Raw genomic sequence first — 25969 nt, 5'->3', positions numbered from 1 at the left:
ATTATTTGATACCGTTAAATGGCTTCATATATAACCGAACCAACAATTCGTCTTTCAAAACATCAACGGAGATATCCATGAAAACCGCCCTGATCTCCGACACCCATAACCTCCTCCGCCCCGAAGCCCTTGCCGCGCTCCAGGGCTGTGACCAGATCATCCACGCCGGCGACATCGGCAACCCGGACATCCTCACCCAACTGGCAAAAATCGCCCCCGTCCACGCCGTGCGCGGCAACAACGATCTCAACAGCCCGTGGGCCGAAAACCTCCCCGACCTCCTGACCTTCACCCTCAACGGCTGGCCAGCACTCCTCGTCCACGACATCGCCGACGTCCCCGCCGATCTCGATCCGGGCATCAAGCTCATCATCACCGGCCATTCCCACAAACCCCGCATCGAATGGCGCGGTGATCGTCTCTACGTGAACCCCGGCAGCGCCGGCCCTCGGCGTTTCAAATTGCCGGTCACGCTGGCGATCCTCGAGATACAACCCGACCACATCGAACCGCGCCTGATTTCCCTGCTGGATCCCCCTGCCTGAAACCGCTACCGTTCCCGCATCCAGTACCGGGAACCTACGCGCCATGTCCATCGCCGACAACCTACTCGCCTTCACCCTCGCCGCCACCCTGTTGACCCTGACGCCCGGTCTCGACACCGCGCTGGTGCTGCGCACCGCCACCGTCGAGGGCAAACAGCAGGCGTTGCGAGCAGCATTGGGGATCAACGTCGGTTGTCTGTTGTGGGGCGCGGCGGTGGCGTTTGGGTTGGGGGCGTTGATTGCGGTGTCGGAGCTGGCCTACAACCTGTTGAAGTATTGCGGCGCGGCGTATCTGGCGTGGCTGGGGTTGAACATGCTGCTGCGCCCTCGTCGTTCGCTGGCACCGGCCGAGGCCGACGGAAAGCCGGGGGCGAACTGGTTTTTCAAGGGCATGCTGGGGAATGTGCTGAATCCGAAGATCGGGATTTTCTACGTGTCGTTTCTGCCGCAGTTCATTCCGCAAGGTCAGCCGCTGGTGCCGTGGACGTTCGGGCTGGTGAGCATTCATGTGGTGCTCGGGCTGATCTGGTCGCTGGTGTTGATTGGCGCGACGCAGCCACTGTCCGGGTTCCTGCGGCGCGAGAAGGTGATTCGCTGGATGGATCGCACCACCGGGATGATTTTCGTGTTGTTTGCTGCGAGGTTGGCGTTCAGCAAGCGTTGAGGCGCCTGCGCTAAACACACCTTCGGTCGAGAGCTGCCACCTCATCAAACTAAGGCTTGCCCAGCACATATGGATATCCGTATATTCGGACAACCATATGTACTGAAGACATCGTCATGCTCAACCCCGCCTCCGTTTTCAAATGCCTCGCCGACGAAACCCGCGCCCGGGCCACACTGCTGATCACCCGTGAAGGTGAGCTGTGTGTCTGCGAACTGGTCTGCGCGCTGGACGACAGTCAGCCGAAAATCTCCCGCCATCTCGCGCAGCTGCGCACATGCGGTCTGCTGCTGGATCGTCGTCAGGGCCAGTGGGTTTATTACCGGCTCAACCCTGATTTGCCCGCATGGATTCGCACTCTGCTCGATACCACGCTCGCCGCCAACACCGCCTGGCTGGAAGAAAACAGCGCGCGGCTGGCGGCCATGGGCGATCGCCCGCTCAATACTTCCGCTTGCTGCTAAGCCTCAGGCTTTCGGGATTCCCATGTTTTTTGCTTTTGCTATTTTTCTGTTCACGATTGTGCTGGTCATCTGGCAGCCGAAGGGGCTGGGTGTCGGCTGGAGTGCGACGCTCGGCGCGGTGCTGGCGCTGCTCAGCGGGGTTGTGACCCTGGGCGATATTCCCACGGTGTGGGGCATTGTCTGGAACGCGACCGCGACGTTCATTGCCGTCATTATCATTAGCCTGTTGCTCGACGAAGCCGGTTTTTTCCAGTGGGCCGCGTTGCACGTCGCCCGTTGGGCAAAGGGCGATGGCCGGCGTCTGTTCGTCTTTACGGTGTTGTTGGGCGCCGCCGTTTCTGCGCTGTTTGCCAACGATGGCGCGGCGCTGATCCTGACGCCGATTGTGATTTCGATACTGCTCGCCCTGCGCTTCTTGGCGGCTTCCACTTTGGCGTTCGTCATGGCGGCCGGTTTCATCGCCGATACCGCCAGCCTGCCGCTGGTGGTGTCCAACCTGGTCAACATCGTTTCCGCCGATTATTTCGGCCTTGGCTTCAGCGAATATGCCTCGGTGATGGTGCCGGTCAACGCGGTTGCCGTGGCCTCCACTCTGGGGGTGCTGTACTGGTTCTTCCGGCGTGACATACCCACACATTACTCACTGGATGACTTGCAGGATCCGCGACTGGCCATCCGCGACGGGCTGACTTTCCGGGTCGGCTGGATCGTGTTGGGGCTGCTCCTGATCGGTCTGTTCGCCCTGGAACCGCTGGGCATTCCCATCAGTGCGATTGCCGCAGTCTGCGCGGCGCTGCTGTTCGCGGTGGCGGCGCGGGGTCATGTGATTTCGACCCGGCGCGTGCTGCGCGAAGCCCCTTGGCAGATCGTGATTTTCTCGCTCGGCATGTACCTGGTGGTGTACGGGCTGAAGAACGCCGGGCTGACGGATTATCTGGCGACGGCACTGAATTATCTGGCCGGTACCGGGCTTTGGGGCGCGGCGCTGGGTACGGGATTTCTGACCGCCCTGCTGTCGTCCGCGATGAACAACATGCCGACGGTATTGGTGGGCGCGTTGTCGATCCAGGCCAGTGATGCCGTCGGCGTGATACGCGAGGCGATGATCTACGCCAATGTCATCGGCTCGGACCTGGGCCCGAAAATCACCCCCATCGGCAGTCTGGCGACGCTGCTCTGGCTGCACGTGCTGGAGCGCAAAGGGATCCGCATCACCTGGGGTTATTACTTCAAGACCGGCGTGGTGCTGACCCTGCCGATTCTGTTCATCACCTTGTCTGCCCTGGCCCTGCGCCTGAGCGTTTAACGCCTGTCTGGAAAGAGGAATCATTATGCGCGTTCTATTCATGTGCACCGCCAACAGCTGCCGCAGCATTCTCTCGGAGGCGATGTTCAATCACTTGGCGCCGGCCGGTTTCGAAGCAGTCAGTGCCGGCAGTTTCCCCAAGGGCGAGGTGCTGCCGCGCAGCCTGACCACGTTGCAGGCGGCCGGCATTTCCATCGCCGGGTTGAGCAGCAAGGGCAACGAGGCCTTCGAAGACAACCCGCCGGACATCGTCATCACCGTGTGCGACAAGGCCGCCGGGGAAGCCTGCCCGGTGTATTTCGGCCCGGCCCTGAAAGCCCATTGGGGGCTGGAAGATCCGTCGGATGTGGTCGGCGATGAACGCACCATTGATGCCGCCTTCCGCGCCACCCTCGCCCAAATCGAAACCCGCTGCCGGGCCTTCCTCGCCCTGCCCTTCGCCGAACTTGACCGTGATGCCCTCAAGCGCGAGCTCGACCGCATCAGCACGCTGTAACCGGAGCTAACATGACCAACTTGCCCAACCTCGATCCTTCACTGGTTCAAACAACCACGTGTGACGAAGGCGCCCACAAGCCGCGCATCCTGTTGCTGTACGGTTCGACTCGCCCGCGCTCCTTCAGCCGTTTGCTGGTCGAAGAAGCTGCCCGCCTGCTGGAGCACTTCGGTGCCGAGACGCGAATCTTCAACCCTTCGGGTCTGCCGCTGCCGGACGATGCTCCCGGCGATCACCCGAAAGTCCAGGAACTGCTCGAACTGATGCAATGGTCGGAAGGCCAGGTCTGGTGCTCGCCGGAACGCCACGGCGCGATGTCGGCGGTGTTCAAGGCGCAGATCGACTGGGTGCCGCTGGCCCTCGGCGCGGTCCGTCCGACCCAGGGCAAGACCCTGGCGGTGATGCAGGTCTGCGGCGGTTCGCAATCGTTCAATGTGGTCAATCAACTGCGCGTGCTGGGCCGCTGGATGCGCATGTTCACCATCCCCAATCAGTCGTCGGTGCCCAAGGCTTATCTGGAATTCGACGAAGGCAACCGCATGAAACCGTCGGCGCTGTACGACCGGGTGGTGGACGTGATGGAGGAACTGGTGAAATTCACGCTGTTGCTGCGTGATCGCCCGGAACTGGTGGATCGCTACTCGGAGCGCAAGGAATCGGCAGAAGAGTTGATGCAGCGGGTCAATCAGCGGTCGATCTGATGACCAGACCTCACAATAAAAAACCGGTGCGAACGTTCGCACCGGTTTTTTTTTTCGTCGCCGGGTTACGGCTGGATGGAAGCATCGTCGCTTTGAGGTGACTTGTTTTCAGCGGGCAACCGTCGACGGCGCATCAGGCGATACGCCGCCGGTATGACAAACAGGGACAACAGCGGCGCCGTGACCATGCCGCCGACCATGGGCGCGGCGATGCGGCTCATGACTTCGCTGCCGGTGCCGCTGCCCAGCAGAATCGGCAACAGGCCGGCGATGATCACGGCCACGGTCATCGCCTTGGGGCGCACGCGTTGCACAGCGCCTTCGCGAATCGCCGCGACCAGTCCACGTTCAAAGTGGTCGCCGAGGCCTTCGCGCTCGGCCCAGGCGTTTTTCAGGTAGAGCAGCATGATCACGCCGAACTCGGCCGAAACCCCGGCCAGTGCAATAAAGCCAACCCCGGTCGCGACCGACAAGTTGTAGCCCAGCAAATACAGGAACCACGCACCGCCGCTCAATGCGAACGGCAACGTGGCCATGATCAGTAGCGCCTCATCGAAGCGAGCGAAGGTCAGGTAGAGCAGCACGAAGATGATCAGCAGCGTGGCAGGCACTACCAGTTTCAGCCGCGCATTGGCCCGCTCCAGAAACTCGAACTGCCCGGAATAGCTCAGGCTCATACCGGGCTGCAATTTCACCTGTTCATTGACGGCGCGACGCAGATCGGCCACCACCGAAGCGATGTCCCGCCCGCGCACGTCGATGTACACCCAACCGGAAGGCCGGGCATTCTCGCTCTTGAGCATCGGTGGGCCGTCCGTGACCTTGATCTTCGCCAGCATGCCGAGGGTGATCTGGCTGCCGGAAGGCGTGTAGATCGGCAATTGCTCCAGCGCGCCGGGCGAATCACGCCACTCTCGTGGATAACGGATGTTGATCGGAAATCGCGCCAGCCCCTCGATGGTTTCCCCGATGTTTTCCCCGCCAATGGCACCGGAGACGATGGATTGCACATCGCTGATGTTCAGCCCGTAGCGGCCGGCGGCGTTGCGGTCGATATCCACGTCGATGTAGCGGCCACCGGTCAGGCGCTCGGCCAGTGCCGAACTGACGCCGGGCACACCTTTGGCCACCCGCTCGACGGCCTGGGTCGCGGCGTCGATCTGGGCCAGATCGTTGCCGGCGACTTTCACGCCGATGGGACTTTTGATCCCGGTGGCGAGCATGTCGATGCGATTGCGGATCGGTGGAATCCAGATGTTGGTCAGGCCCGGCACTCGCACCACGCGATCCAGTTCTTCCACGAGTTTTTCCGGGGTCATGCCCGGACGCCATTGATCGTGGGGCTTGAATTGGATAGTGGTCTCGAACATCTCCAGCGGTGCCGGGTCGGTAGCGGTTTCCGCACGACCAGCCTTGCCGAATACATGCTCGACCTCGGGCACTGACTTGATCAGCCGATCGGTCTGCTGCAACAGTTGCGCGGCTTTTTGCGCCGACAAACCCGGCAAGGCCGAAGGCATGTACAGCAGATCGCCCTCGTCCAGCGGCGGGAGGAATTCGCCACCGAGCCGCGAAATCGGCCAGGCAGCGCTGACGAATACCAGCAATGCCACCAGCAGAGTGAGTTTCGGCCGCCGCAACACCGCATCCAGCGCCGGATGATAGATCCGGATCAACCAGCGGTTGAGCGGATTGTGGCGCTCATCCGGAATCCGCCCGCGAATCCAGTAGCCCATCAGCACCGGTACCAGCGTCACAGAAAGTCCCGCTGCTGCTGCCATGGCGTAAGTCTTGGTAAACGCCAGCGGGCCGAACAGCCGCCCTTCCTGGGCCTGCAAGGTGAACACCGGAATGAACGACAGCGTGATGATCAGCAAACAGAAAAACAGCGCCGGCCCCACCTCCGCCGCCGCATCGGTCATCACCTGCCAATGACGCTCGCCCTTGAGCGCCTGCCCCGGATTGGCCGCGTGCCACGCTTCGATTTTCTTGTGGGCGTTCTCGATCATCACCACCGCCGCATCGACCATCGCACCAATGGCGATGGCGATCCCGCCCAACGACATGATGTTGGCGTTCAAGCCCTGATAACGCATCACGATGAAGGCGATCAGCACGCCCACCGGCAACGAAATGATCGCCACCAGCGAAGAGCGCAAATGCCAGAGGAAGATCCCGCACACCAGCGCGACGACGATGAACTCTTCGAGCAGTTTGTGGCTGAGATTTTCCACGGCGCGATCGATCAGTTTGCTGCGATCGTAGGTGGTGACGATCTCGACGCCGGGCGGCAGGCTGCTTTTCATGTCATCGAGTTTGGCCTTGACCGCCGCGATGGTCTCGCGGGCGTTCTTGCCGCTGCGCAGGATTACCACGCCGCCGACGGTTTCGCCCTGGCCGTCCAGCTCGGTGATGCCCCGACGCATGTCCGGCCCGGTCTGAACCGTTGCGACATCGCCGAGAGTTACCGGCACCCCGCCAGCACCGAGCTTTAACGGGGTAGCCCGAAAATCATCAAGCGTCTTCAGGTAGCCGGAAGCGCGCACGATGAATTCGGTCTCGGCCATTTCCAGCACCGCGCCACCGGTTTCCTGATTGGCCTTGCCGATGGCTTCGCGCACCTGCGCCAGAGTGATACCCAAACTGGCCAGCCGCACCGGATCGGGCTGCACCTGATACTGCTTGACCATGCCGCCAACGGTAGCGACCTCGGTGACGTCGGGCAGGGTCTTGAGCTCGAACTTGAGGAACCAGTCCTGTAACGCCCGAAGCTGCGCCAGATCATGCCCGCCGCTGCGATCCACCAGCGCGTACTGATAGATCCAGCCGACGCCGGTCGCATCCGGACCCAATCCCGGTTTGACGCCGGCAGGCAGGCGACTCTGGATCTGGCTCAGGTACTCCAGCACTCGCGAGCGCGCCCAGTATTGATCGGTGCCGTCTTCGAACAGCACGTAAACGAAGCTGTCACCGAAGAACGAATAACCGCGTACGGTTTTCGCCCCCGGCACCGAAAGCATGGTGGTGGTCAGCGGATAGGTCACCTGATTCTCGACAATCTGCGGCGCCTGTCCGGGGTACGGCGTGCGGATGATCACCTGCACATCGGACAGATCCGGCAGCGCATCGATCGGTGTGTTCTGCACCGACCACACGCCCCAACCCGTGACGAACAGCGTCGCCAGCAGCACCAGAAAACGATTGGCGACGGACCAGCGAATCAGCGCGGCGATCATTGCTGGCTCCCCGAAACGTTCCCGCCCGATTCAAGCGGCTCGGCGACGATGCCCTTGAGACTGGCCTCCGAATCGAGCAGGAACTGGCCGGACGTCACGACGCTCTGCCCTTCTGCCAGGCCCTCGAGGATCACCGTTCTGCCGTCGCTTTCCTGACCGAGGCGCACCTCCACCGGGCGATAGTGCCCCGCGTCCTCGGCGAGCATGACCAATGCCCGCTTGCCGGTGCGAATAACTGCCTCGCTGGGCACCGACAAACTGTCTTGCCCGGTCGATCGGTTCAACCGCACTTGCGCCGTCATCCCCGGCCGCAATCGGCCGTCGGCATTGGTCAGCTCAACCCTGACGCGCAGGGTTCGGCTGTCCGGGTTGGTGTCCGGCAGAATCGCGCTGACCGTTCCGTTGAATACTCTGCCGGGAAAGGCCGGCAGGCGTGCTTCGACGGCCTGCCCCACGGCAACCGAACCGGTCTGCGATTCCGGCACCGCCACAGCGAGCCAGACACTGTTCAGCCCGTTGACCCGCGCCAGGGTTTCACCGCTCGCCACGGTCATGCCCGCCCGCACATCGAGTGCTTGCAGCACACCGCCCAAAGGGCTGGTGACCGTCAGTTCGGACTGCACCTTGCCGCTGCGCTCCACTTGAGCAATCAAGCTTGCTGGCATCCCGGTCAGCCGCAAGCGCTGGCGCGCCGCCGCGATGAGGTCGGCATCGCCGCTACGCCTGAGCGCCAGAAACTCGCTCTGGGCCGCCGTCCATTCCGGCACGAGAATGTCTGCCAACGCCGTGCCAGCCGTGAGCACGTCCCCCGGCGCACGGGCGTAAACCCGCTCGACAAACCCATTGGTGCGCGCCTGGATCACCGCGACATCGCGCTCGTTGAACCCCAGCACACCGCTCACATCGAGGCTTGAGGTGAAGGCGCCGCGACTGACCGGCGCCACGCGCAGACCAAGGTTCTGACTCAACCCCGGATCGATACTGACGGTCGCACTGCCCTCCGCGCCGCTGGCGTATCGGGGCACCAGTTGCATGTCCATGAAGGGTGACTTGCCCGGTTTGTCGAACTTCTGCTGCGGGTACATCGGGTCATACCAGTACAAGGCCTTGGGCTCAGTGCTCGGCGCTGGGGCTGAAGCCGGCACACCCTTCATTCGCTGATAAGCCAATCCGTAACCGCCACCCACACCCACCGCCAGCGCGAGGCCGGCCAGCCACACGCCGTTCCATTGTTTACGGTTCACAGGCTGGTCTCCCCATAAGCGAAATGCAGACGCGCAGCGGTCAGCGCGCGTTGTTCTTCCATGTCGATCTGTTTGAGGCGGGCCTCGATGAGTTCGCGGCGGGCGTTGACCACCGCGTTCAAATCGCCCTGGCCGGCGCGATAACTGGCCAGGCTCAGATCGACTTTCTCTCTGGCCAGCGGCACCAGGCTTTCTTCGGTGCGGCGTACGGCCCGATCGAGGCGCTGGTAATCGGCCAACTGGTTTTCCAGTTGTTCGGTGTGCTCGCGGGACAGGGCCTCGCGCTCGGCTTGCAGTTGGCTGACCTCGGCCTGTCTGGCGGCGATTTTCGGGTTCTGCCGCGTCTCGGGAAACAGCGGCAGATCCCAGGAAAACTGCACGCTGACCATGTCGCCAAACTCGCGCCCCCGGTGCTGGTAATCCACCTCCCAGCTCCAGTCGGACTTTTTCTCGGACACCGCCTCTTGCACCCTGGCCTGGGCTTCGCGGGTCATGGGCGCGAAAGCAGCGAGTTCGGGATGGTGTTGCAGTTGATGATTGAAGGTCGAGGCATCGACCGACCACACGGGCAAACCGCCTTCGGGCTTGTCGTTGGCGGCGCTGCCGATCCAGCGTTTGAGCGCGGCTCGGGCCAGGGTACGCTCGAGGGTCAGGTTGTCCTGTTGCTCGGCGAGTCGGGCCGCTTCCTGCTTCGGCGTCACCGCGTCGGCAGGTTGCGCGCGGCCACCGGCGATCTGCGCCCGGACGGTCTCACTCAGCAGGCGATTTTCCTTGAAGAGATCCCGGAACAGCGCTTCCTTACGCTCGACCGAATAGCCGCTGATCCACGCCAGCGCTGTCGCCTGACGCACCTTCAAACGCTCGACCCTGCGCTCGGCCGCCGCGCGCTCAATAGCGGCGTCGGCAACTTCGATGCGCGCCTTGCGTTTGTCTGCGTTGGGCATCTCCTGCCGGTAACCGACCATCTGCATGGTCATGAAGTCCTGATCGACGCTCCAGCGATCCGGGCCGCCCACGGGGTAGTTCTGCAAACCGAGCAACAGCTTGGGATCGGGCAACTCGCCCGCCGGAATGGCCGCGCTGCTGGCGGCCTGGATTTTCTGATCTTGTGCGGTCAGCGACGGCGCATTGTTTTCGGCCAGCCGCAGCGCTTGATCGAGTGTCAGCGCGGCGGCGAAACCCGGCCACGCGAGCACGCTTGCCGCAAAGCCGGCCACCAGAGGCCAACCCGTGCAATTGCACTTGAATGTCATGTTTACGATTCCTGTGATCGTCCACTGCGCGCGGCGTAAAACACGCGCACAGCCAAATCACTCCGCCTGGGCGGAATGAGCTTCGAGGGGGGGACAGGAATCAGGTGCGGGGCGGTCGCCAGACCCCGGACGGGGCCGCTAGCGGCAGGGAGTCACTGAAGAACGAATGCGTGACAGGGCTGAATACGGTAACGGGCGGCTTGAGGATCGCGACTTGCAGCAAGCCGCCGGTCTTGCACTCCTGGCCGGGTTTGCAGGGGGAGCCATGGTCGGCAGGACTCTTCATGTCCTTGCAGCAATCCATGTTCATGCCGTCCATCATCGCCATGCCCATGGTTTGCATCGGGCACGGTTCTGTCGGTGCCTGCACGCCCGCCATCCCGCTGAGGGGAAGCGCCAGGCTGATCAGGAAAACGAGACAAAACCGCAGATAGCGTTTCATGGCCGGGAGTCTAGTCGTGAAAACGGGCGCCTACAATCGGCTGCCCGGCGATCTCACCGGACACGCATTAAGCCAGGATTAGCAGCAGAAAATGATGCAGCAGGCGCCCGATCACCTAACCTCAATGCTTGTGTGATCAACCGGAATCGCCCAGTCCCATGCGTAATGCATTGAAGTCATTGATGTTCATCGCCTTGATCGTGCTCGGTTCAGGGTTCGTGGCGGTGTCGGCCGCCGACTTGCCCGGCACACCCGATGTCAGTACCGGCGCCCCGCTCCCCGGCGTCACGCAAAGCGATCTGCAAGCCTTGCAACTGCGCCTCGACGGACTCAAGCAGCAGATCTCGTCCGCCAACAATTACAACCAGCTCGAAGGCCCGCAGGATCGGGTGCAGACGTTCATTCTGGACATTGATCGGCTGTCGGCGTCGTTGTTGCCGCAGCAGGCGCAACTGGCCGTGCAACTGGGCGTGCTCGGTGCCGCGCCGGCCGAAGCGGTCGCTGCCGAACAAGCCGATATCGCGGCGCAGCGGGCGACGTTGATCGAGCAAAAAACCAAAGTCGATACGGCGTTGAAGAACCTCGCCATCCTCAAGCAAAGCGCCACGGAGCTGATCACCCAGATCGCCGGTATCCGCCGCACCTTGCTCGAAAGCGAACTGACGCTCAGCACCGACAGCATTCTGAATCCCGGTTTCTGGGCTCCCCTTGTCAATCCGTCAGCGGACGACCGCCAGCGTCTGCGATTTTTCGTCGAACAGGTGCAACAGACCGGTGCCGAAGCCTGGCAACCCGGCCAGCGTTTTTACACCGCCCTGCTGGTGGTGCTGGCCTTCGTCGTCTGGACGCTGGGCCGGCGGCTGGCCGATCGCTGGCTGGCGTGGGTGTGCATTCACCGCATGCCGGAGGGGCGACTGCGCCGCAGTTCGCTGGCGTTCGCCTCGGCACTGGCGACACTCGCGACCACCGCCATCGCCCTGCAACTGCTCTATTACGCCTGCACCCGTCACGTGCCGTTGCCGCCGATGCTGGCGACATTTTCCGATGAGTTCGGGAAAGTGGTTTATGCCTGCGTGTTGATCACAGGGCTCAGCCGCGCCCTGCTGTCCACCGAGCATCCGTCGTGGCGCTTGCCGGCGGTGGCTGACGAGGTGGCAAACGCGCTGCAGCCATTTGCGCGGATCCTCGCCGCCGCGCTGCTGGTGCTGGTGACGGCGGTGCAGGTCAGCAATGCCTCCGGCATGAGCAGCCAGATCGTGCTCGCAGGCCGAGGCATCATTGCGCTGGTGGTGCTGGTCATCGTCACAACGTTGCTGATGCGCGTCGGTAAAGTGCGCAAAGTGTTGGCGGCGGCCGGGGATACGCAGGTGGCGGGCAACACGTTTGCCGGGGTGATTTACACCGTGGCCACCCTGGCCATGGTGCTGTCGTTCGGCACCCTGCTGACGGGGTATGTGTCGCTGGCGCGGTTCATCACCTACGAACTGGTCTGGGCGTTTATCGTGTTTTCCGGGTTTTACCTGCTGATGCAGTTGCTCAAGGACAGCTGCGAGTACTTCTTCTCGCCCCGCCACTCCAGCGGCAAGGCGCTGAAACAGCTGCTCGGCGTGGGTGATCGGCGTCTCGAACAGGCCTCGACCCTGCTGGCCGGTTTCGGTAGGGCTGCGCTGCTGCTGTTGGCCGTCATCACGCTGTTTGTCGGCGGGATCGGCACCACCCTGGGCCAACTGGCCAACAACATCGGCACGATCCTCGGCGGCGCCGGCCTGCGCAAACTGAACATCGTCCCCGGCCATTTGCTCAACGCGATGCTGGCGCTGCTGATCGGCATCTACCTGATCCGCGCCCTGCGCCGCTGGCTCGACAACGAGTTCCTGCCCAAGACCGACATGGACCCGGGCATGTGCGCCTCACTCAGCACGCTGTTTTCCAACATCGGTTATGCGGTGGTGATCCTGCTGACCCTGTCATCGCTGGGCGTGCAATGGACCAACCTGGCGTGGATCGTCAGCGCCCTGTCGGTGGGCATCGGCTTCGGCTTGCAGGAGATCGTGAAGAACTTCGTCTCCGGGCTGATCCTGCTCACCGAACGGCCGGTCAAGGTCGGCGACCTGATCAGCATCAGCGGCGTCGAGGGCGACATCCGCCGGATCAACGTGCGCGCCACCGAGATCCAGCTCAGCGATCGCTCGATCGTGATCGTGCCCAACTCGCAACTGATCTCGCAGAACCTGCGTAACGTCACCCTCGGCGGCAGCGCCCAGGGCGTGGCGACGCTGGAGCTGATGTTCCCGCTGGATATCGACCCCGAACAGGTGCAGAACCTGCTGTTCGACACCTACAAGGAACACGAAACCATCCTCGAGAAACCGGCGCCGTTCGTGCGCTTCAGCAAGCTGACGCCGGACGGGATTACGTTGACGGTGACCGGCTATGTTGCGAGCCCGAGGATTGTCGGGACGACCAAGAGTGATCTGCTGTTCGAGATACTCAAGCGGCTGGGGGCGGCGGGGATCGAGCTGGCGAAACCGCCGAGTACCTGAGGAAAAACCTGATGGGGCCTGTACCGCTGCGCGCCTGCTTGATCAGGCCTCAGGGGTTTCAATCGACTCTGGAGCCGCTTCCGCCTCGAGTTTCAGGCGATCCGCCTTGCTGATGTACTTCGGCTTGTTGCTCTTGGGCGCCAGTTTGGCGTTGGCCTTTCTGGATTTTTCCTTGAAGAGCTGTTGCAGTTTTTTCTGACGGTTCATGTTTTTACCCTGTTTGAAATCCTTGAATGATATCAGCTTCAAACTCAGGCACAGGTCCCCGTGAATCTTTGCGTGCACTCAAGCTTGCCCCACGCTAACGCGTTAAAACGTTAGCGGGGAGAAGCCGCCGACCTCTATCCGCGCGTTGACCACGAGGAGTGTGAACGCGGCTCCCTGCCGATTCTATTCTGCGTCGTCCGTTGGGGACATCATAGGAACGGGCAACAAAACGGAATTTTCTCTGACAGCCGCCAAAAGCTCGTACAGAAAATTAGACATCCGGTCATTCCAGATATCGGTGTGCCCGGTCATGACGGAAGCGTCAGTGCGAATGTTGGCAATCGGGAACCTGTAAGGCATACAGCCCTGTTCCGCCGCCCCCCGCTTCAAATACTCGTTTCCAACTACCTTGTCGCAATCACCGGGACTTTCGCACCGTGTCCACAGCATCGAGGGCACGTCACCTACCCCATACGCAGCTTTTCTGGCAGGAATGCAATATGTCTTGTTTGGAGTGAGCGCAGCCAAAAGTTCTGGTTGATCGTATTGAGGCGTACATTCCTTGACGACCAGCTGGTGGGTAACAAGGGGGATGTAATGACCGACAGCTGTAGTATCCAGACTCCAGAATTCGTGGTTGGGATGATGCTGAAACAGCGTTCCGAAAACTCTGCCAAGCGGAAAGGTATTTTTCGTGGCCCAATCTGCTGTCGTTGTTACGATGACGAGGCTAGGTCTTGTGCCAATTTCATAGTTGTAGGAGCGTGCCATATCAAATAGCGGTTTCAAGCGCATGGCTTCAAATGCGGGGTTAACCAAAACGACAAGATCGGCTACAGACAACATCTTCGCACCGGCTCCACCTTTGGCATCCCGGCGAATCTGGTCTCCCAAAGTCTGGGATATCGAAGAGTAGAGAATTGCGCCGCCGAAACTGTGCCCGATAATCACCAGACGAGACTTGGGGTTCTCCTCTCGAATAGTCGAAAGTTTTCTCAGCAATTCAGAAACGCCACCGCCAGCACCAATGTTATGTGCAGTCGACTTTCTGTCCCAGAATGTCAGCAAATAACTGCTGAGCCCTACTAAAGGGATGTCCGTGTCAATGGAATCGCCCCGCCATGACACATACACACCGACAGTTCTTCGACCGCCACCGGAAAGATTGGCTCGGTTGATCAGCTCCTGGAAGTGATCAACATCCTCATCCCCCGGTCGGGAGGTATGGTGCCAGCCATGAATGTAAACAACCACATCCCCATTATCTGTAGCGGCTTTACTGGCAGCCGATACGCCTGTATTGAGCTGCTGACGGCTGAAGGGATTGCCGAATTCATCGAATTCTACGAAGTTGATGCAGCTGTCGGTGGCATTGATGGTTTTACACTGCCTGGATTTGCTCGCATCAAAATGAAGATTCGGTACTAGTTGACCGTGCTCCCCTGGCGGCGGGTCGGGCCTGACTCGATAGGGTCCTTGTGGCATGCAGGCGCTGAGGAGTATGGCGATCACCATAACCAGCAAAAAGCGGCCTTTTCTGCTCATAAGCTCCTCCTTGAACAAAGTGATGACACGATGCCATCAATCAAGGATAGCCGAGAATTAAAAAGCCAGTATCGTCTCGCCAGCAATCAATGGCGAACAAGGAACACTTTGAGCCCCCCCCCTTTTCTGTAAGCCGCGTCACGCCAGCACGTCTGTGATCCACCGCACCTGCTGCGCCAGATCCTGCGCCTTGCGCTCGCAAACGGCATGCCGTGCCCGCCCGAAATGAGCCAGTGTCTGCTGCTTGTGCCGCAACCGGTGCTGGCACTTTGAGACAAACGCCGGACTGCGTGCCTGCAACTGCAGCGGCCCGAAGTACAGTTCCTCGGCGGTATAGGAAACCGGCCCGCCCCGCTCGGCCACGATGATTTCGTAGTCGAAGCGGTTCTCGCGCAGGACTTCTTCGCAGAGGATTCGGTAGTCGTTGTCCATCAGCCATTGGCGCAGCGGTTGTTCGCCGCCGTTGGGTTGCAGGATCAGACGCTCGCGGCCGCTGAGACGCGCCTTGCCGGCTTCGAGAATGTCGCGGATGGTTTCGCCGCCCATGCCACACACGGTAATTGCCGTGATCCCGTCTTCCGGTTCGACGGCCATCAAACCATTGGCCAGGCGTACGGTAATCTGCTGCTCAAGATCGTTTCCGCGCACGGTGCGTTGCGCCGAACGGAACGGCGTCTCGGCCATCTCGCCCGCCACCGCCGCCGCGATCGCGCCACGGCGCATCAGGGCCACCGGCAGGTAACCGTGATCCGAGCCGATATCGGCCAGCCGCGCATCGGCGGGCACGTGCGCCGCCACCCGCTCCAGGCGCATGGACAATGTCTGTTCGTTCAACCGCAACCCCTTTCACTCTGAACGCCCGGCGCTGGTGGCCGGATCGGGGCGCGATTCTGGGGGGCAACGGCGGGCATTTCAAATTTATGTGACCAACCGCGATGCCTAGACCAACACCGCCAACCAGGCCGACAGCAACAACAAAACCGCCAGCACGGCATTCATGCGCCGAAACGCCCGTGGCGAGCCAAAGAACCGCGCGCTGCCCACGCCCAGCAGCGCCCACGCCGTCATGCACGGCAGGCAGACCATTAGAAAAACCGCGGACAACAGCAGCATCCGCGCGCTGTCGTCGCCGTTGCCGCCAAACACACTCACCACCGCCACGGCCATCATCCAGACCTTGGGGTTGATCATTTGCAGGCCCGCGGCACCGACAACGCTGAGGCCGTCATCAGCCGCTGTCGCCGAGTCCAGCGACGGCGGCGTACTGCGAAAGATCTGCCACGCCAGCCAGCTCAGCCACAACACCCCGGCCCAGGCCATCGCCTGTTGCACAAGGGGATAGCGCAACAAGGTTTCTCCCACGCCGAGTCCGACCACCAACACCACCAGCGCCGCCGAAACACACGCGCCGAAGATGATCGGCACGGTGGCCGTCAGACCGCGTCGCGAGCTGTGGCTCATCACCAGAATATTGGTCGGCCCCGGGGTGATCGAGGCAACGAATGAAAACAGCAGAAAAGGCAGCAACGATTCCATGACAGGACTCCCGAATCAAAACAGGAGACCATGGTCGCGGTTGCGCGGGGTTCAGTCTGGAAGGTTTGAGCAGCGCTTGCGGTAATCCGCCGGTGTCAGGTGATAGGCACGGCGGAACCAGCGCCCGAGATGGCTTTGATCGGCGAAACCGAGGGCGCTGGCGACGGTGGCGGGGGTTTCGCCACGCGCCAGCAACTGGCGGGCGCGGGCCAGGCGCAACTGGATCAGATACGCATGCGGCGCCAGTCCGAAAGCGGCCTTGAATGCACGGGTCAGACGAAAGCGATCGACCCCGCAGGCTTGGGCCAGGTCGTCCAGCCCGATGTCCTCAAAGGCATGAGCATGCAGATAGTCCCGCGCCACCTGGGCCACGCGTGGCAGGCGCGGATCGAACGGTTGACGCTTGCGCCAGTCGAGGTGGGATGTCAGCGCGCCGAGCAAGGTGTCGATGGCGGTCTGACGCACGATGCGCAAGTCGCCTTGATGCAGGGCGTTGAAGGCCTGATTGATGGCCGTGGACAGGCGCGAATCCTGACTCAGGGTATCGGTGAACCCGAGCTGGCTGTTATCCGGCGCATGCTCGAACAGCACGCGCAATTCACGCTCCAGCCAGTGCGGGTCGAGGTAGAGCATGGAATAGGTGAAGCCCTCCTCCGTCGGCGCGTGCCCGTCGTGGATCTCCCCCGGCTCCAGCATGAAAATCTTGCCTGGCGTACTCAGATGGCGCACGCGCCGGCAATGAAACTGCTGCACGCCCTGCTCGGTGACGCCCACCAGAAAGCTGTCATGCCAGTGCGGATCGTAGGCATGGCCCTGGAAATGGGCACGAATCGACTCGATCCCGGTGTCGGCATCCTGAGACAAGTCGATCCAGTTGCGTTTGTCCACGCAAGGCTCCGAAGGCAGTGGTTGTTCGTCAAGGACGTCTAAGTTACCGCGACTTTGCCGATGGGTTTAGAACATTTGTGCACGTGAGCCAGGCAGGCCATCCAGCAAATTTAATGAACCCTGAGTGCCACGGCCCGCCTAAGCCAGAGACCATCAGGAGGTAGCTCATGCAAATTGAAACCACGTGGATCGTACTGGCCGTCGTGCTTTTGCTCATCGAATTGTGGGCGATCAACCGGGTGCGCAAGAGTGAGGGGAAAGCCAGCAACAAAGGCGTCTGGATCGTATTGATCGTATTTGTGCCGCTGTTCGGGCTGATCGCCTGGGCACTGGCCGGGCCCAAGCACGTCACTCAGGCCTGAAGCCCAAGGTCAGCGAGAGCCCCGAACATTCGGGGCTTTTTGTTGGCCGCTGGTTTGTATCGCAGTGTGTACGAACGCCTCCCGGATACATGCCCGCGCATCAGCCAGCGGAAACGGAAACAGCGCAGATACGTGGCCAGTCTTTAATGGGCTCCAGATTCGAAGGGTTCAGCCAGAACCCGGCCCTCGCCGATCATAAGGAGACTTGCCATGAAGCACGCACCACACGCCACCGTCACCACCGGGAAAAACCGTCGTCGCCTGCTGGGCCTGTCGATTCTAGCCACCGCGCTGCTGCAATTCGGCGCCTTCGCCCAGGCACAAACCGCAGCCCCCGAGCCGGTCAAGACCGAAGCCGCCAGCGTCAAGGCCGATCTGCCCTTCGGCCCGCTCAAGCATGTGAAGGCCGGCCTGCTGGACGTGGCCTACGCCGAAACCGGCCCGGCCAATGGCCCGGTGGTGATTCTGCTGCACGGCTGGCCGTATGACATTCACAGCTACGACGACGTCGCGCCGCTGCTGGCGGCCAAGGGTTATCGGGTATTGATGCCGTACGCCCGGGGTTATGGCGACACGCATTTCCTGTCCGACAAGACCGTGCGCAACGGTCAGCCGGCGGCGCTGGCCAGTGACGTGATCGATTTCATGGATGCGCTGAAGATCAAGCAAGCCGTGCTCGGTGGCTACGACTGGGGCGCGCGCTCGGCTGACATCGTTTCGGCGCTGTGGCCGGAGCGGGTCAAGGCGCTGGTGTCGGTCAGCGGTTACCTGATCGGCAATCAGGCCGCCGGCAAGAACCCGCTGCCGCCCAAGGCCGAACTGCAATGGTGGTATCAGTTCTACTTCGCCACTGATCGCGGTGAAGCAGGCTACGCCAAGAACACCCATGATTTCGCCAAGCTGATCTGGCAACTGGCATCACCGAAATGGGCCTTCGACGACGCCACGTTCGACCGCAGTGCCAAGGCGTTGCAGAACCCGGATCACGTCGCCATCACCGTGTTCAACTACCGCTGGCGTCTGGGCCTGGTGCAGGGTGAAAGCCAGTACGAGGCACTGGAACAGAAACTCGCCACCGCACCGTCGATCAGCGTGCCGACCATCACCCTGGAAGGCGATGCCAACGGCGCACCGCACCCGGCGCCCGAGGACTACGCCAAACGCTTCACCGGCAAATACCAGTTCCGCCTGATCAACGGCGGCATCGGTCACAACCTGCCGCAGGAAGACCCGAAAGCCTTCGCTCAGGCGATCATTGACGCCGATCACCTCTGAAGCGGCACGCCAGACGGCTCGTCATTTGACGAGCCGTTTTTCCTTGGACGGGCGATAACCGAAATAGGCGCTGTAGCACTTGCTGAAATGGCTCGGCGACACGAATCCGCACGCCACCAGCACGTCCACCTGAGACAGTTCGGTGTGTTGCAGCAGACGCCGGGCCTCGGTGATGCGCAGCTCCATGTAATAACGCTGCGGCGTGGTGCCCAGTTGTTCCTTGAACAGCCGTTCCAGCTGACGCCGGGAACGCCCGGCATATACCGCCAGTTGCTCCAGCTCCAGCGGTTCCTCCAGATTGGCGTCCATCAGCTTCACCACTTCACGCAACGGCGCGCTGACGCAGAGGTTCTCGGTCGGCTTGATCCGCCGGTAGCGCGACTCCTCGAACGCCAGAATGTCTTCGATGCCTTCCACCAGAGCCTTGTCGTGCAGGCCTTTGATCCAGTCCAGCGCCATGTGGAACGCGCCGGACGGACTGGACGCGGTCAGCCGGTCGCGGTCGATCACGTAGGGTTCGCTGCTGACCTGGGTCGCCTTGGAAATCTCCGCCAGCGCCGGCCGATGCTCCGGGTGAATCGCACAGCGGTAGCCTTCCAGCACCCCTGCCCGACCCAGGAACCACGCGCCGTTCCACAGCCCGGCCAGTATCACGCCGGCCTCGGCGGCCATTTTCAGCAGGTTGATGAACTCGTCGCTCGCCTTCAATTCCGTGCGGTAACCGCCGCAGATCACCAGCAGATCCAGTTCCTGCAACACGCTGGTTTCCAGACGCGAGTCCGGGCGGATCACCAGCCCCAGATCGCTGATCACTTCGCCGTCGCTCAGGCCAAAGGTGCGCGTGGAAAATAGACCGGGGCGCAGCAGATTGGCGGTGACAAGAGTGTCCAGCGCCTGAGTGAAGGCCGGCAGGGAAAAATGCTCCAGCAGCACGAACCCGGTGCGGGTCATGCGTCCCGGCCCGCTGGCGGGCTCGTTCAGGTAGCGAAGGTTCTTGCCTTTCATGCCACCGCTGAATTGGCGTCGTTCGATCAAGGTGGGGTCCATCGTCTCGTTGTTATGGCGCCATGCTAACCGGCGCCGCAGCAAATTACTCGCAAACGACGCTAGCACCCATCCAGAGATCGCTCCCACGCCGTTGACCTTGATCGTTCCCACGCTCTGCGTGGGAACGATCAGTCAATGCCCTGGGGTTATCGATCCGGCCTGCGTCCCAACGTCGCAGGCCCGGAACCTTGGCAAACGCCACACAAGGCTTAAAATCGCGCCTCCTCTTGCAGTCGCCCGACCGGCGCCTGCCCGCAGCCATGACAACCCTCAGGTTTGAACAGCCGGCCACTTTCACGAAGTGCGCCAGGCTCAATCGCCCTGCCCGTTCGGCGGTCGTTTGTCTTCAACACACTTCGGCTTGGCACTCGCATGCGCAGAGGCGCACGTTCCGCTGTTCGATCACTTGAGGTTTTTATGACACCGCGTTTGCTGGCCATGGCGCTGGCGCCCCTGCTCGGGCTGTTCATTGTTGCGCTGGGCAACGGCTTTCTGTCTTCTTTGACCACCCTGCGTTTGGGCGCTGCCGGCGAATCGGCGACGATGATCGGCATCGTGTCCTCGGCCTATTTCATCGGCCTGACGCTGGGCGCGATCTTCAACGACCGGCTGATCCTGCGCATCGGCCACATCCGCGCCTACAGCAGCTTCGCCTCGCTGATCGCCGCGACCATCCTGTTGCAAGGGCTGTTTTATGACACCTGGGGCTGGGTCGTGCTGCGCCTGATCAACGGCTGGGCCACGGTCGGCGTGTTTCTGGTGATCGAGAGCTGGCTGCTGCTGGCCGGTGACGCGAAGATTCGCGGCCGCCTGCTGGCGCTGTACATGATCGTCCTCTACGGCGCCGGCGTGCTGGGTCAGGCGTTTTTGGGGAAAATCACCGGGCTGGGCGACACCGCGCCGTTCATGGTCGCCGGCATGCTCGCAACCCTGTCGGTGCTGCCGATCGTGATCCTGCCGCGGGTTTCGCCGCTGCTGGAACAGGTCGAACCGCTCAAGCCTCGGGCCTTGCTTGGCGTTTCGCCCACCGGGTTGGTCGGCTGCTTCGGCTCCGGCGTGACCATCGCGGCGATCTACACCCTGCTGCCGCTGTACCTGCAACGCATCGGCCTGAACGTGGGCGAAGTCGGCAGCATGATGGCGTGGACGATCCTCGGCGCAATGCTGCTGCAATACCCGGTCGGGCGCTGGTCCGACCGCAAGGATCGCCTGCAAGTGCTCACCGTGCTCTGCGCCGCGTGCACCGTTCTGTCGCTGGTGATCGTGCTGGTGCCGCTGTCCTCGGCCCTGCTCGCGGCGATGCTGTTCCTGTTAGGTGGCGGCGTGTTCGCGCTGTACCCGGTTGCGGTCAGCCATGCGGCCGACCGTGCGCCGGTCGAAACGTTGGTGCCGATGATTCAGGGCATGTTGCTGATCAACTCGCTGGGCTCGGCGATGAGCCCGCTGCTGATCTCGCCGGCGATGAATGCCCATGGCGAAACCGGCCTGTTCTGGGCCTTCGCGCTGGTCAACCTGGCCATGGTGACGTTCTTCTTCTGGCGTCGCGGCAAGCGTCCGGTGCCGGCCAATCCGGCACCGTTTGCGGCGGCAGCGACCTTCTCGCCAACCGGCGCAGAGCTGCGAGTGACCGAGGATCTGCGTCAGGCCGCGCAGGACCATCCGCCGATGGTCGATGCGTTGAGCGGCGAAGCGGCGCCGGCAACGGGATCGCGCTACGAAGCCAGTTGAGTTTCTGGCAGGCATAAAAAAACCGGTGACTTTCGTCACCGGTTTTTTATTGCCTGCTAATCAGTGTGGAGCCCGAGGAATGGTCTTCATCAGGTCTTCAGGGCTGATATGCCCCACCACGCTGCCCGGCTGCGGCAGATTCAGGATGTGGCCCTTCATCTTGCCGATCACGTGCATCTCGCACGGCTTGCAGTCGAACTTCAGGGTCAGCACTTCATCGCCGTGAATCAGCTGCATCGGCGCGACCTTGGTTTTCACGCCGGTCACGCCTTTGGCCTGTTTCGGGCACAGGTTGAAGGAGAACCGCAGGCAGTGCTTGGTGATCATCACTGGCACTTCACCCGCCTCTTCATGTGCCTCGTACGCCGCGTCGATCAGCTTCACGCCGTGACGGTGGTAGAAGTCGCGGGCCTTCTGGTTGTAGACGTTGGCCAGGAAGGACAGGTGCGCCTCCGGATACACCGGCGGTGGCGTGGTCTCGGCCTTGCGCGAACCGCGCGGATGAGCGGCAACGCGCGCGGCGGTCAGCGCTTCGATCACTTCACGGCGCAACGACTTGAGCTGCGAGTTCGGAATGAAGAACGCTTGGGGCGCATCCAGTTTGATCGAGGTCGCGTGGTACTCGGTGGTGCCGAGCTGACCGAGCAGATCGTGCAAGGTGTCCAGCGCCTGTTCCGGTTTGTTGGCGACGCCGAACGGGCCTTCCAGCGCAACGCTGGCACTGATGCCCTCTTCGCTGGTCACGGTCAGTTCCAGACGCTCTTCACGCAGCTTCGCCAGCCAGCTCACGCCGATCCGACGCTCGGCAGAAGTCTTGAGCAAGGCCTGCTGCCAGTTGTGGTCGAGGTTGCGGTTCAGCGGATGGTTCGGGCGCAGCTTGTACAGGCCTTCCGGCATTTCGTTCGGCTCGACGCGGTAGCGGTAGCGCTTCTCGCCCTCTTCCTCGAACTCGCCCTTGGCTTCGGCGATGTTGGCGCGGAAACCCACCACTTCGCGCTTGACCAGCACGTTGAGGCCGTCGCCATTGGACAGCGGCTCGTGGGTGATGACCTGCATGTCACGCTTGCCGACTTTCTCGACCACGCCCACCGCCAGACCGGTGAAGGTCGGCGAATCGAACGCGCCGATGTCGATCTTGCGCTCGCTGACGAAGTAGTCGGTGCTGCCACGGTGGAAGGTCTTTTCCGGGTCCGGCATGAAGAAATGCGCGGTGCGACCGCTGGAGGCGCGGGCCAGGTCCGGGCGGTCGTTGAGCACGTCGTCCAGGCGCTGGCGGTAATAGGCGGTGATGTTCTTCACATAGCCCATGTCCTTGTAGCGACCTTCGATCTTGAACGAACGCACACCGGCCTCGACCAGTGCGCGGATGTTGGCGCTCTGGTTGTTGTCCTTCATCGACAGCAGGTGTTTTTCGTAGGCGATCACGCCACCCTTTTCGTCTTTCAGGGTGTACGGCAGACGGCAGGCCTGGGAGCAGTCGCCCCGGTTGGCACTGCGCCCGGTCTGCGCGTGGGAAATGTTGCACTGACCGGAAAACGCCACGCACAGCGCGCCGTGAATGAAGAACTCGATGGCGGCATCGGTTTCATCGGCGATCGCGCGGATTTCCTTGAGGTTCAGTTCACGGGCCAGTACCAGTTGCGAGAAACCGGCCTGATCGAGGAACTTCGCCCGCTCAAGGGTGCGGATGTCGGTCTGGGTGCTGGCGTGCAGCTCGATGGGTGGAATGTCCAGCTCCATCACGCCCAGGTCCTGGACGATCAGCGCATCGACGCCGGCATCGTACAACTGATGGATCAGCTTGCGCGCCGGCTCCAGTTCGTTGTCGTGCAGGATGGTGTTGATGGTGGTGAAGATGCGCGCGTGATAGCGACGGGCAAATTCCACCAGTTCGGCAATTTCGCTCACCTCGTTGCACGCGTTGTGGCGCGCACCGAAGCTCGGGCCGCCGATGTACACCGCGTCGGCGCCATGCAGGATGGCCTCGCGGGCGATGGCCACGTCACGGGCGGGGCTGAGCAGTTCCAGGTGATGTTTGGGCAAGGACATATATAGTTTTTAGTCAGGCTGTCACGGTCGAGGCGCGCATTGTAGCCGCGAAACGCGTGGGCGGCACGCCTGTGCTGCCGGGTGGCAGTTGCCAACAATGCCGTTAGCACCGCATTCCCTGTGGGAGCTGGTTTGCCAGCGATAGCGGTATATCAGCTAGAGGTGTATTGGCTGACAGGACGCTATCGTCGGATCGCCGCCCGGGGCAAGCCCGCTCCCACAGGGTTTTCAGCAGGGCTGAAGTCAGGCCTTGGCGGCCATCGCCGTCACTTCCACCTTCATCCCTTCAACCGCCAGCGCCGCCACGCCAACCGCCGCGCGCACCGGCCATGGCTTGGCGAAGAAGCGCTTGTACACCTCATTGAACGCAGCACGATCAGCCATGTCGGTCAGATAAATGGTCAGGTGCAGCACCCGATCCATCGAACTGCCGGCCTTTTCCAGCGCCACTTTCAGCGCCTGCAACGTGCATTCGCTTTGCGCGGTGACGTCGCCCAGTTCCAGGCTGCCGTCGGCACGGGTCGGAATCTGGGTCGACATCAGGATGCCGTTGAATTCGGTGACGTCCGAAGAGATCGAGTCTGCATCCGGATCCGGGGTGTAGGTGATGTCTTGGTTGGCCATGAGAAAGTCCTTCGCTGGCAGTGAGGACGGCGCCATCGCGCGCCGTTTCGGGCGGCCAGTTTACAGACCCGGTCGCCGGTGGGAAGTCCCGACGCGGTGTGTCAGCCCTGCGCCAGTATCCGCCGCAGCTCCAGCGCATTGCCGAGTGCCGCGCCGCTGGCGGTGTTGTCGAAAATGCACCAGGTATCGATGCCATCGACAGCCGCCACCTGCAAATCGCCGGCGAGCGTTTCCAGATACGCCGAATCATAGGGGCTGTGATAAATCCGTGGCGAACCGTGCAGCCGCCAGTAGCGCACGCCCGGCCAGCCGCACGGAGCCGTGTCGGTGCTGATGCGCGAGGGATCGACCACCGCTTGTGCGATGCGATACGCCATCAACAACAGTTCGGCGGCGGCCCAGGATGCGTGGCGCGGCTCCAACACCACGGCCCCGGAATAACGCTGGCGCAAGCCGATGAAAAAGGCCTCTGCAAGCGCTTCGTCAAACGTCAGCGACGGCGGCAACTGCAGCAGCAGGCAACCCAGATGATCGCGCAGCCCCGAGCACTGTTCGAGAAAGGCGTCGAGCTCACGCTCACAGTCCCGCAGGCGTCGCTCATGGCTGATCGACTTTGGCATCTTCACGCAGAAGCGAAATCCGTCCGCCACCGACTCGGCCCATCGGGCATAGGTTTGCAGCTTGTGCGGACGGTAAAAGGAGCTGTTGATTTCCACACCATTGAGCAGCGCGGCATAGCGTTGCAGGTGGGTGCCCTGCTCCGGGAAGTCCGGCCAGTATTCGCGGGGCAGGCTCCAGCCGGCGCAACCGATGAAGATCGACGACGCAATCAAAACAGTACCCTGCCCGTTTGGATTGGTTTACCCATCAGGAAACTGGCGAGCAGCCATTTGAACAGGGCTGATTCGTTCAGCGGATGCAGGTCGATGTGCAAGTCTTGGGTGTTGATGGTTTTGGTCATGCAGCTTTTGAGCGAGCGTCGGCGTGATGAGTGCGAGGCGGGCGACGAATGGCTTTGGGGCGTAAAGCGTCAGGCTTCTCCTCCTTGGGTGAGGATCGATAAACAGGTTTGAATCACGCCGTTTAAAGACATGTCGGAATGCTTCCGGATGCCTACAAATCCTTGCGCCAGAGCCTACCGCTACGCCAGAATCCGCCGGCTTGTGCGCCTTGGGGGCGGTCGGTAACTTGGATCGGGTCACTGATTTCCAGTGATCGGGTTTAGCAGCCCGGTTCATCTACCACGGTTGCACATCTCACCTTGTCAGGTTTTTACCTGCATTTTGCGGTGGCTGTGCGCATGGCACCTTCGGGTGCGCCGGGTTTGGTGATGACCGGTCTGCTAACTTGCGCACAGCTGCCACCTTCCGTTTAACAGCGAGACGGTTGCAGCCTCAACGAGGCACATCACCATGTTCAAAGTAACGCCGAATCCTCCGGTCACCGAACCGTCCAGCATCACCGACCCAACTTCCCCCTACGAATGCCCTGACTCCAAGAGATTCAACGAAGCCGCCAACCGCGCCCTCGACTACCACCTCGGCCCGATATCAGCCCACATGATGGCCGCGCCCTACTACCCCAACCGCCTCTACCAGGCCAACCCGGCCAGCAACAACGAATCCCTGCTCGCCGACGCCGTCGAAACCCTGGGCTCGGCCAACGTCATGCTCAACAACTTCGTCGACCTCCTCCAAGGCCCCCACCGCAAAACCGCGCAGGGCATCGCGCAAATCGTGATGCTGGCGGAACTGGCGGTGAATCAGGTACTGGATAACGTTGTGCCAACGGAATAAGGCCCTTGGCGGCAGGTC

The 25969-nt window shown here is 61.8% G+C and carries 25 protein-coding genes; 11 read left to right on the top strand and 14 right to left on the bottom strand.

The window, feature by feature from the left end; genetic code table 11:
* Nucleotides 1-77 precede the first annotated feature (77 nt).
* The 6 genes from ACODTD_RS00930 to arsH all read left to right on the top strand — a co-directional run bounded on the left by ACODTD_RS00930 (nt 78) and on the right by arsH (nt 4176).
* A complete protein-coding gene (locus ACODTD_RS00930) occupies nt 78-545 on the top strand; it encodes a metallophosphoesterase family protein (RefSeq protein ID WP_489104314.1) in 468 nt (155 codons plus the stop codon).
* 43 nt (nt 546-588) lie between these two features.
* Complete coding sequence (locus ACODTD_RS00925; protein WP_011333824.1) at nt 589-1209, top strand: LysE family translocator; 621 nt, start codon at nt 589-591, stop codon at nt 1207-1209.
* A gap of 116 nt (nt 1210-1325) precedes the next feature.
* Nucleotides 1326-1673 carry a metalloregulator ArsR/SmtB family transcription factor gene (locus tag ACODTD_RS00920; RefSeq protein WP_007955340.1) on the top strand — a complete coding sequence of 116 codons (348 nt, stop codon included), beginning with the start codon at nt 1326-1328 and terminating at the stop codon, nt 1671-1673.
* Between the two features lie 22 nt (nt 1674-1695).
* Nucleotides 1696-2979, top strand: coding sequence for an arsenic transporter (locus tag ACODTD_RS00915; protein ID WP_489104313.1), 1284 nt, complete (start codon nt 1696-1698; stop codon nt 2977-2979).
* Nucleotides 2980-3004: 25 nt separating this feature from the next.
* On the top strand, nt 3005-3475 hold the full coding sequence (locus ACODTD_RS00910; RefSeq protein ID WP_221614872.1) for an arsenate reductase ArsC: 471 nt from the start codon (nt 3005-3007) through the stop codon (nt 3473-3475).
* 11 nt (nt 3476-3486) lie between these two features.
* Nucleotides 3487-4176, top strand: a complete 690-nt coding sequence (gene arsH, locus ACODTD_RS00905) for an arsenical resistance protein ArsH (RefSeq protein WP_011333820.1) — start codon at nt 3487-3489, stop codon at nt 4174-4176.
* Nucleotides 4177-4241: 65 nt separating this feature from the next.
* Here arsH and ACODTD_RS00900 read toward each other — a convergent pair whose 3' ends face one another.
* From ACODTD_RS00900 to ACODTD_RS00885, 4 genes are all read right to left on the bottom strand, one after another.
* Nucleotides 4242-7412: an efflux RND transporter permease subunit gene (locus tag ACODTD_RS00900; protein WP_489104312.1), complete on the bottom strand. Its 3171-nt coding sequence runs from the start codon at nt 7410-7412 to the stop codon at nt 4242-4244.
* The gene (locus ACODTD_RS00895; RefSeq protein ID WP_489104311.1) at nt 7409-8656 is read right to left on the bottom strand and encodes an efflux RND transporter periplasmic adaptor subunit; all 1248 of its coding nucleotides are present in this window, start codon (nt 8654-8656) and stop codon (nt 7409-7411) included. The genes ACODTD_RS00900 and ACODTD_RS00895 overlap by 4 nt, the downstream gene beginning before the upstream one ends.
* Entirely contained in the window at nt 8653-9909 is a 1257-nt protein-coding gene (locus ACODTD_RS00890) for a TolC family protein (protein ID WP_489104310.1), read from the bottom strand. Before ACODTD_RS00890 ends, ACODTD_RS00895 begins: the two co-directional genes overlap by 4 nt.
* A 100-nt stretch (nt 9910-10009) precedes the next feature.
* The gene (locus tag ACODTD_RS00885; RefSeq protein WP_085703749.1) at nt 10010-10351 is read right to left on the bottom strand and encodes a hypothetical protein; all 342 of its coding nucleotides are present in this window, start codon (nt 10349-10351) and stop codon (nt 10010-10012) included.
* A 158-nt stretch (nt 10352-10509) separates the two neighbouring features.
* Here ACODTD_RS00885 and ACODTD_RS00880 point away from each other — a divergent pair, with 158 nt between their 5' ends.
* Nucleotides 10510-12894 (top strand): DUF3772 domain-containing protein, encoded by a 2385-nt coding sequence (locus ACODTD_RS00880; RefSeq protein WP_489104309.1) that lies wholly within the window; start codon nt 10510-10512, stop codon nt 12892-12894.
* 42 nt (nt 12895-12936) lie between these two features.
* On the opposite strand, the gene ACODTD_RS00875 is transcribed toward ACODTD_RS00880, so the two are convergent.
* From ACODTD_RS00875 to ACODTD_RS00855, 5 genes are all read right to left on the bottom strand, one after another.
* The gene (locus ACODTD_RS00875; RefSeq protein WP_489104308.1) at nt 12937-13101 is read right to left on the bottom strand and encodes a DUF2986 domain-containing protein; all 165 of its coding nucleotides are present in this window, start codon (nt 13099-13101) and stop codon (nt 12937-12939) included.
* A gap of 183 nt (nt 13102-13284) precedes the next feature.
* Nucleotides 13285-14646 carry an alpha/beta fold hydrolase gene (locus tag ACODTD_RS00870; RefSeq protein ID WP_489104307.1) on the bottom strand — a complete coding sequence of 454 codons (1362 nt, stop codon included), beginning with the start codon at nt 14644-14646 and terminating at the stop codon, nt 13285-13287.
* A 138-nt stretch (nt 14647-14784) separates the two neighbouring features.
* Entirely contained in the window at nt 14785-15480 is a 696-nt protein-coding gene (locus ACODTD_RS00865; protein WP_489104306.1) for a tRNA (adenine(22)-N(1))-methyltransferase, read from the bottom strand.
* A 105-nt stretch (nt 15481-15585) separates the two neighbouring features.
* Nucleotides 15586-16182, bottom strand: coding sequence for a LysE family translocator (locus tag ACODTD_RS00860; RefSeq protein WP_221614880.1), 597 nt, complete (start codon nt 16180-16182; stop codon nt 15586-15588).
* A 51-nt stretch (nt 16183-16233) separates the two neighbouring features.
* Nucleotides 16234-17070: an AraC family transcriptional regulator gene (locus tag ACODTD_RS00855; RefSeq protein ID WP_134333788.1), complete on the bottom strand. Its 837-nt coding sequence runs from the start codon at nt 17068-17070 to the stop codon at nt 16234-16236.
* 167 nt (nt 17071-17237) lie between these two features.
* On the opposite strand from ACODTD_RS00855, the gene ACODTD_RS00850 reads away from it, so the two are divergent.
* Together ACODTD_RS00850 and ACODTD_RS00845 are read left to right on the top strand one after the other, a co-directional pair.
* Nucleotides 17238-17432, top strand: coding sequence for a PLDc N-terminal domain-containing protein (locus ACODTD_RS00850; protein WP_041475233.1), 195 nt, complete (start codon nt 17238-17240; stop codon nt 17430-17432).
* A 210-nt stretch (nt 17433-17642) separates the two neighbouring features.
* On the top strand, nt 17643-18707 hold the full coding sequence (locus ACODTD_RS00845; RefSeq protein WP_285355277.1) for an alpha/beta fold hydrolase: 1065 nt from the start codon (nt 17643-17645) through the stop codon (nt 18705-18707).
* Nucleotides 18708-18728: 21 nt separating this feature from the next.
* Here ACODTD_RS00845 and ACODTD_RS00840 read toward each other — a convergent pair whose 3' ends face one another.
* Nucleotides 18729-19754 (bottom strand): GlxA family transcriptional regulator, encoded by a 1026-nt coding sequence (locus tag ACODTD_RS00840; protein ID WP_011333808.1) that lies wholly within the window; start codon nt 19752-19754, stop codon nt 18729-18731.
* Between the two features lie 417 nt (nt 19755-20171).
* On the opposite strand from ACODTD_RS00840, the gene ACODTD_RS00835 reads away from it, so the two are divergent.
* The gene (locus tag ACODTD_RS00835) at nt 20172-21482 is read left to right on the top strand and encodes an MFS transporter (protein WP_011333807.1); all 1311 of its coding nucleotides are present in this window, start codon (nt 20172-20174) and stop codon (nt 21480-21482) included.
* A 60-nt stretch (nt 21483-21542) separates the two neighbouring features.
* Here the strand turns inward: ACODTD_RS00835 and ACODTD_RS00830 are convergent, their stop codons facing one another.
* From ACODTD_RS00830 to ACODTD_RS00815, 4 genes are all read right to left on the bottom strand, one after another.
* Entirely contained in the window at nt 21543-23531 is a 1989-nt protein-coding gene (locus tag ACODTD_RS00830) for a peptidase U32 family protein (protein WP_011333806.1), read from the bottom strand.
* 243 nt (nt 23532-23774) lie between these two features.
* Complete coding sequence (locus ACODTD_RS00825; RefSeq protein ID WP_065261325.1) at nt 23775-24155, bottom strand: RidA family protein; 381 nt, start codon at nt 24153-24155, stop codon at nt 23775-23777.
* A gap of 101 nt (nt 24156-24256) precedes the next feature.
* Nucleotides 24257-24988: a DUF72 domain-containing protein gene (locus tag ACODTD_RS00820; RefSeq protein WP_221614884.1), complete on the bottom strand. Its 732-nt coding sequence runs from the start codon at nt 24986-24988 to the stop codon at nt 24257-24259.
* Nucleotides 24985-25116: a hypothetical protein gene (locus ACODTD_RS00815; RefSeq protein WP_260411492.1), complete on the bottom strand. Its 132-nt coding sequence runs from the start codon at nt 25114-25116 to the stop codon at nt 24985-24987. Before ACODTD_RS00815 ends, ACODTD_RS00820 begins: the two co-directional genes overlap by 4 nt.
* 451 nt (nt 25117-25567) lie before the next feature.
* Here ACODTD_RS00815 and ACODTD_RS00810 point away from each other — a divergent pair, with 451 nt between their 5' ends.
* Nucleotides 25568-25951, top strand: a complete 384-nt coding sequence (locus ACODTD_RS00810; protein WP_011333803.1) for a DUF6124 family protein — start codon at nt 25568-25570, stop codon at nt 25949-25951.
* Nucleotides 25952-25969: the final 18 nt, after the last annotated feature.

This window comes from Pseudomonas sp. FG35 (assembly GCF_057809295.1).
Note: the sequence above shows the minus strand (reverse complement) of the source record. Positions and strands in the feature narration are given on the sequence as shown.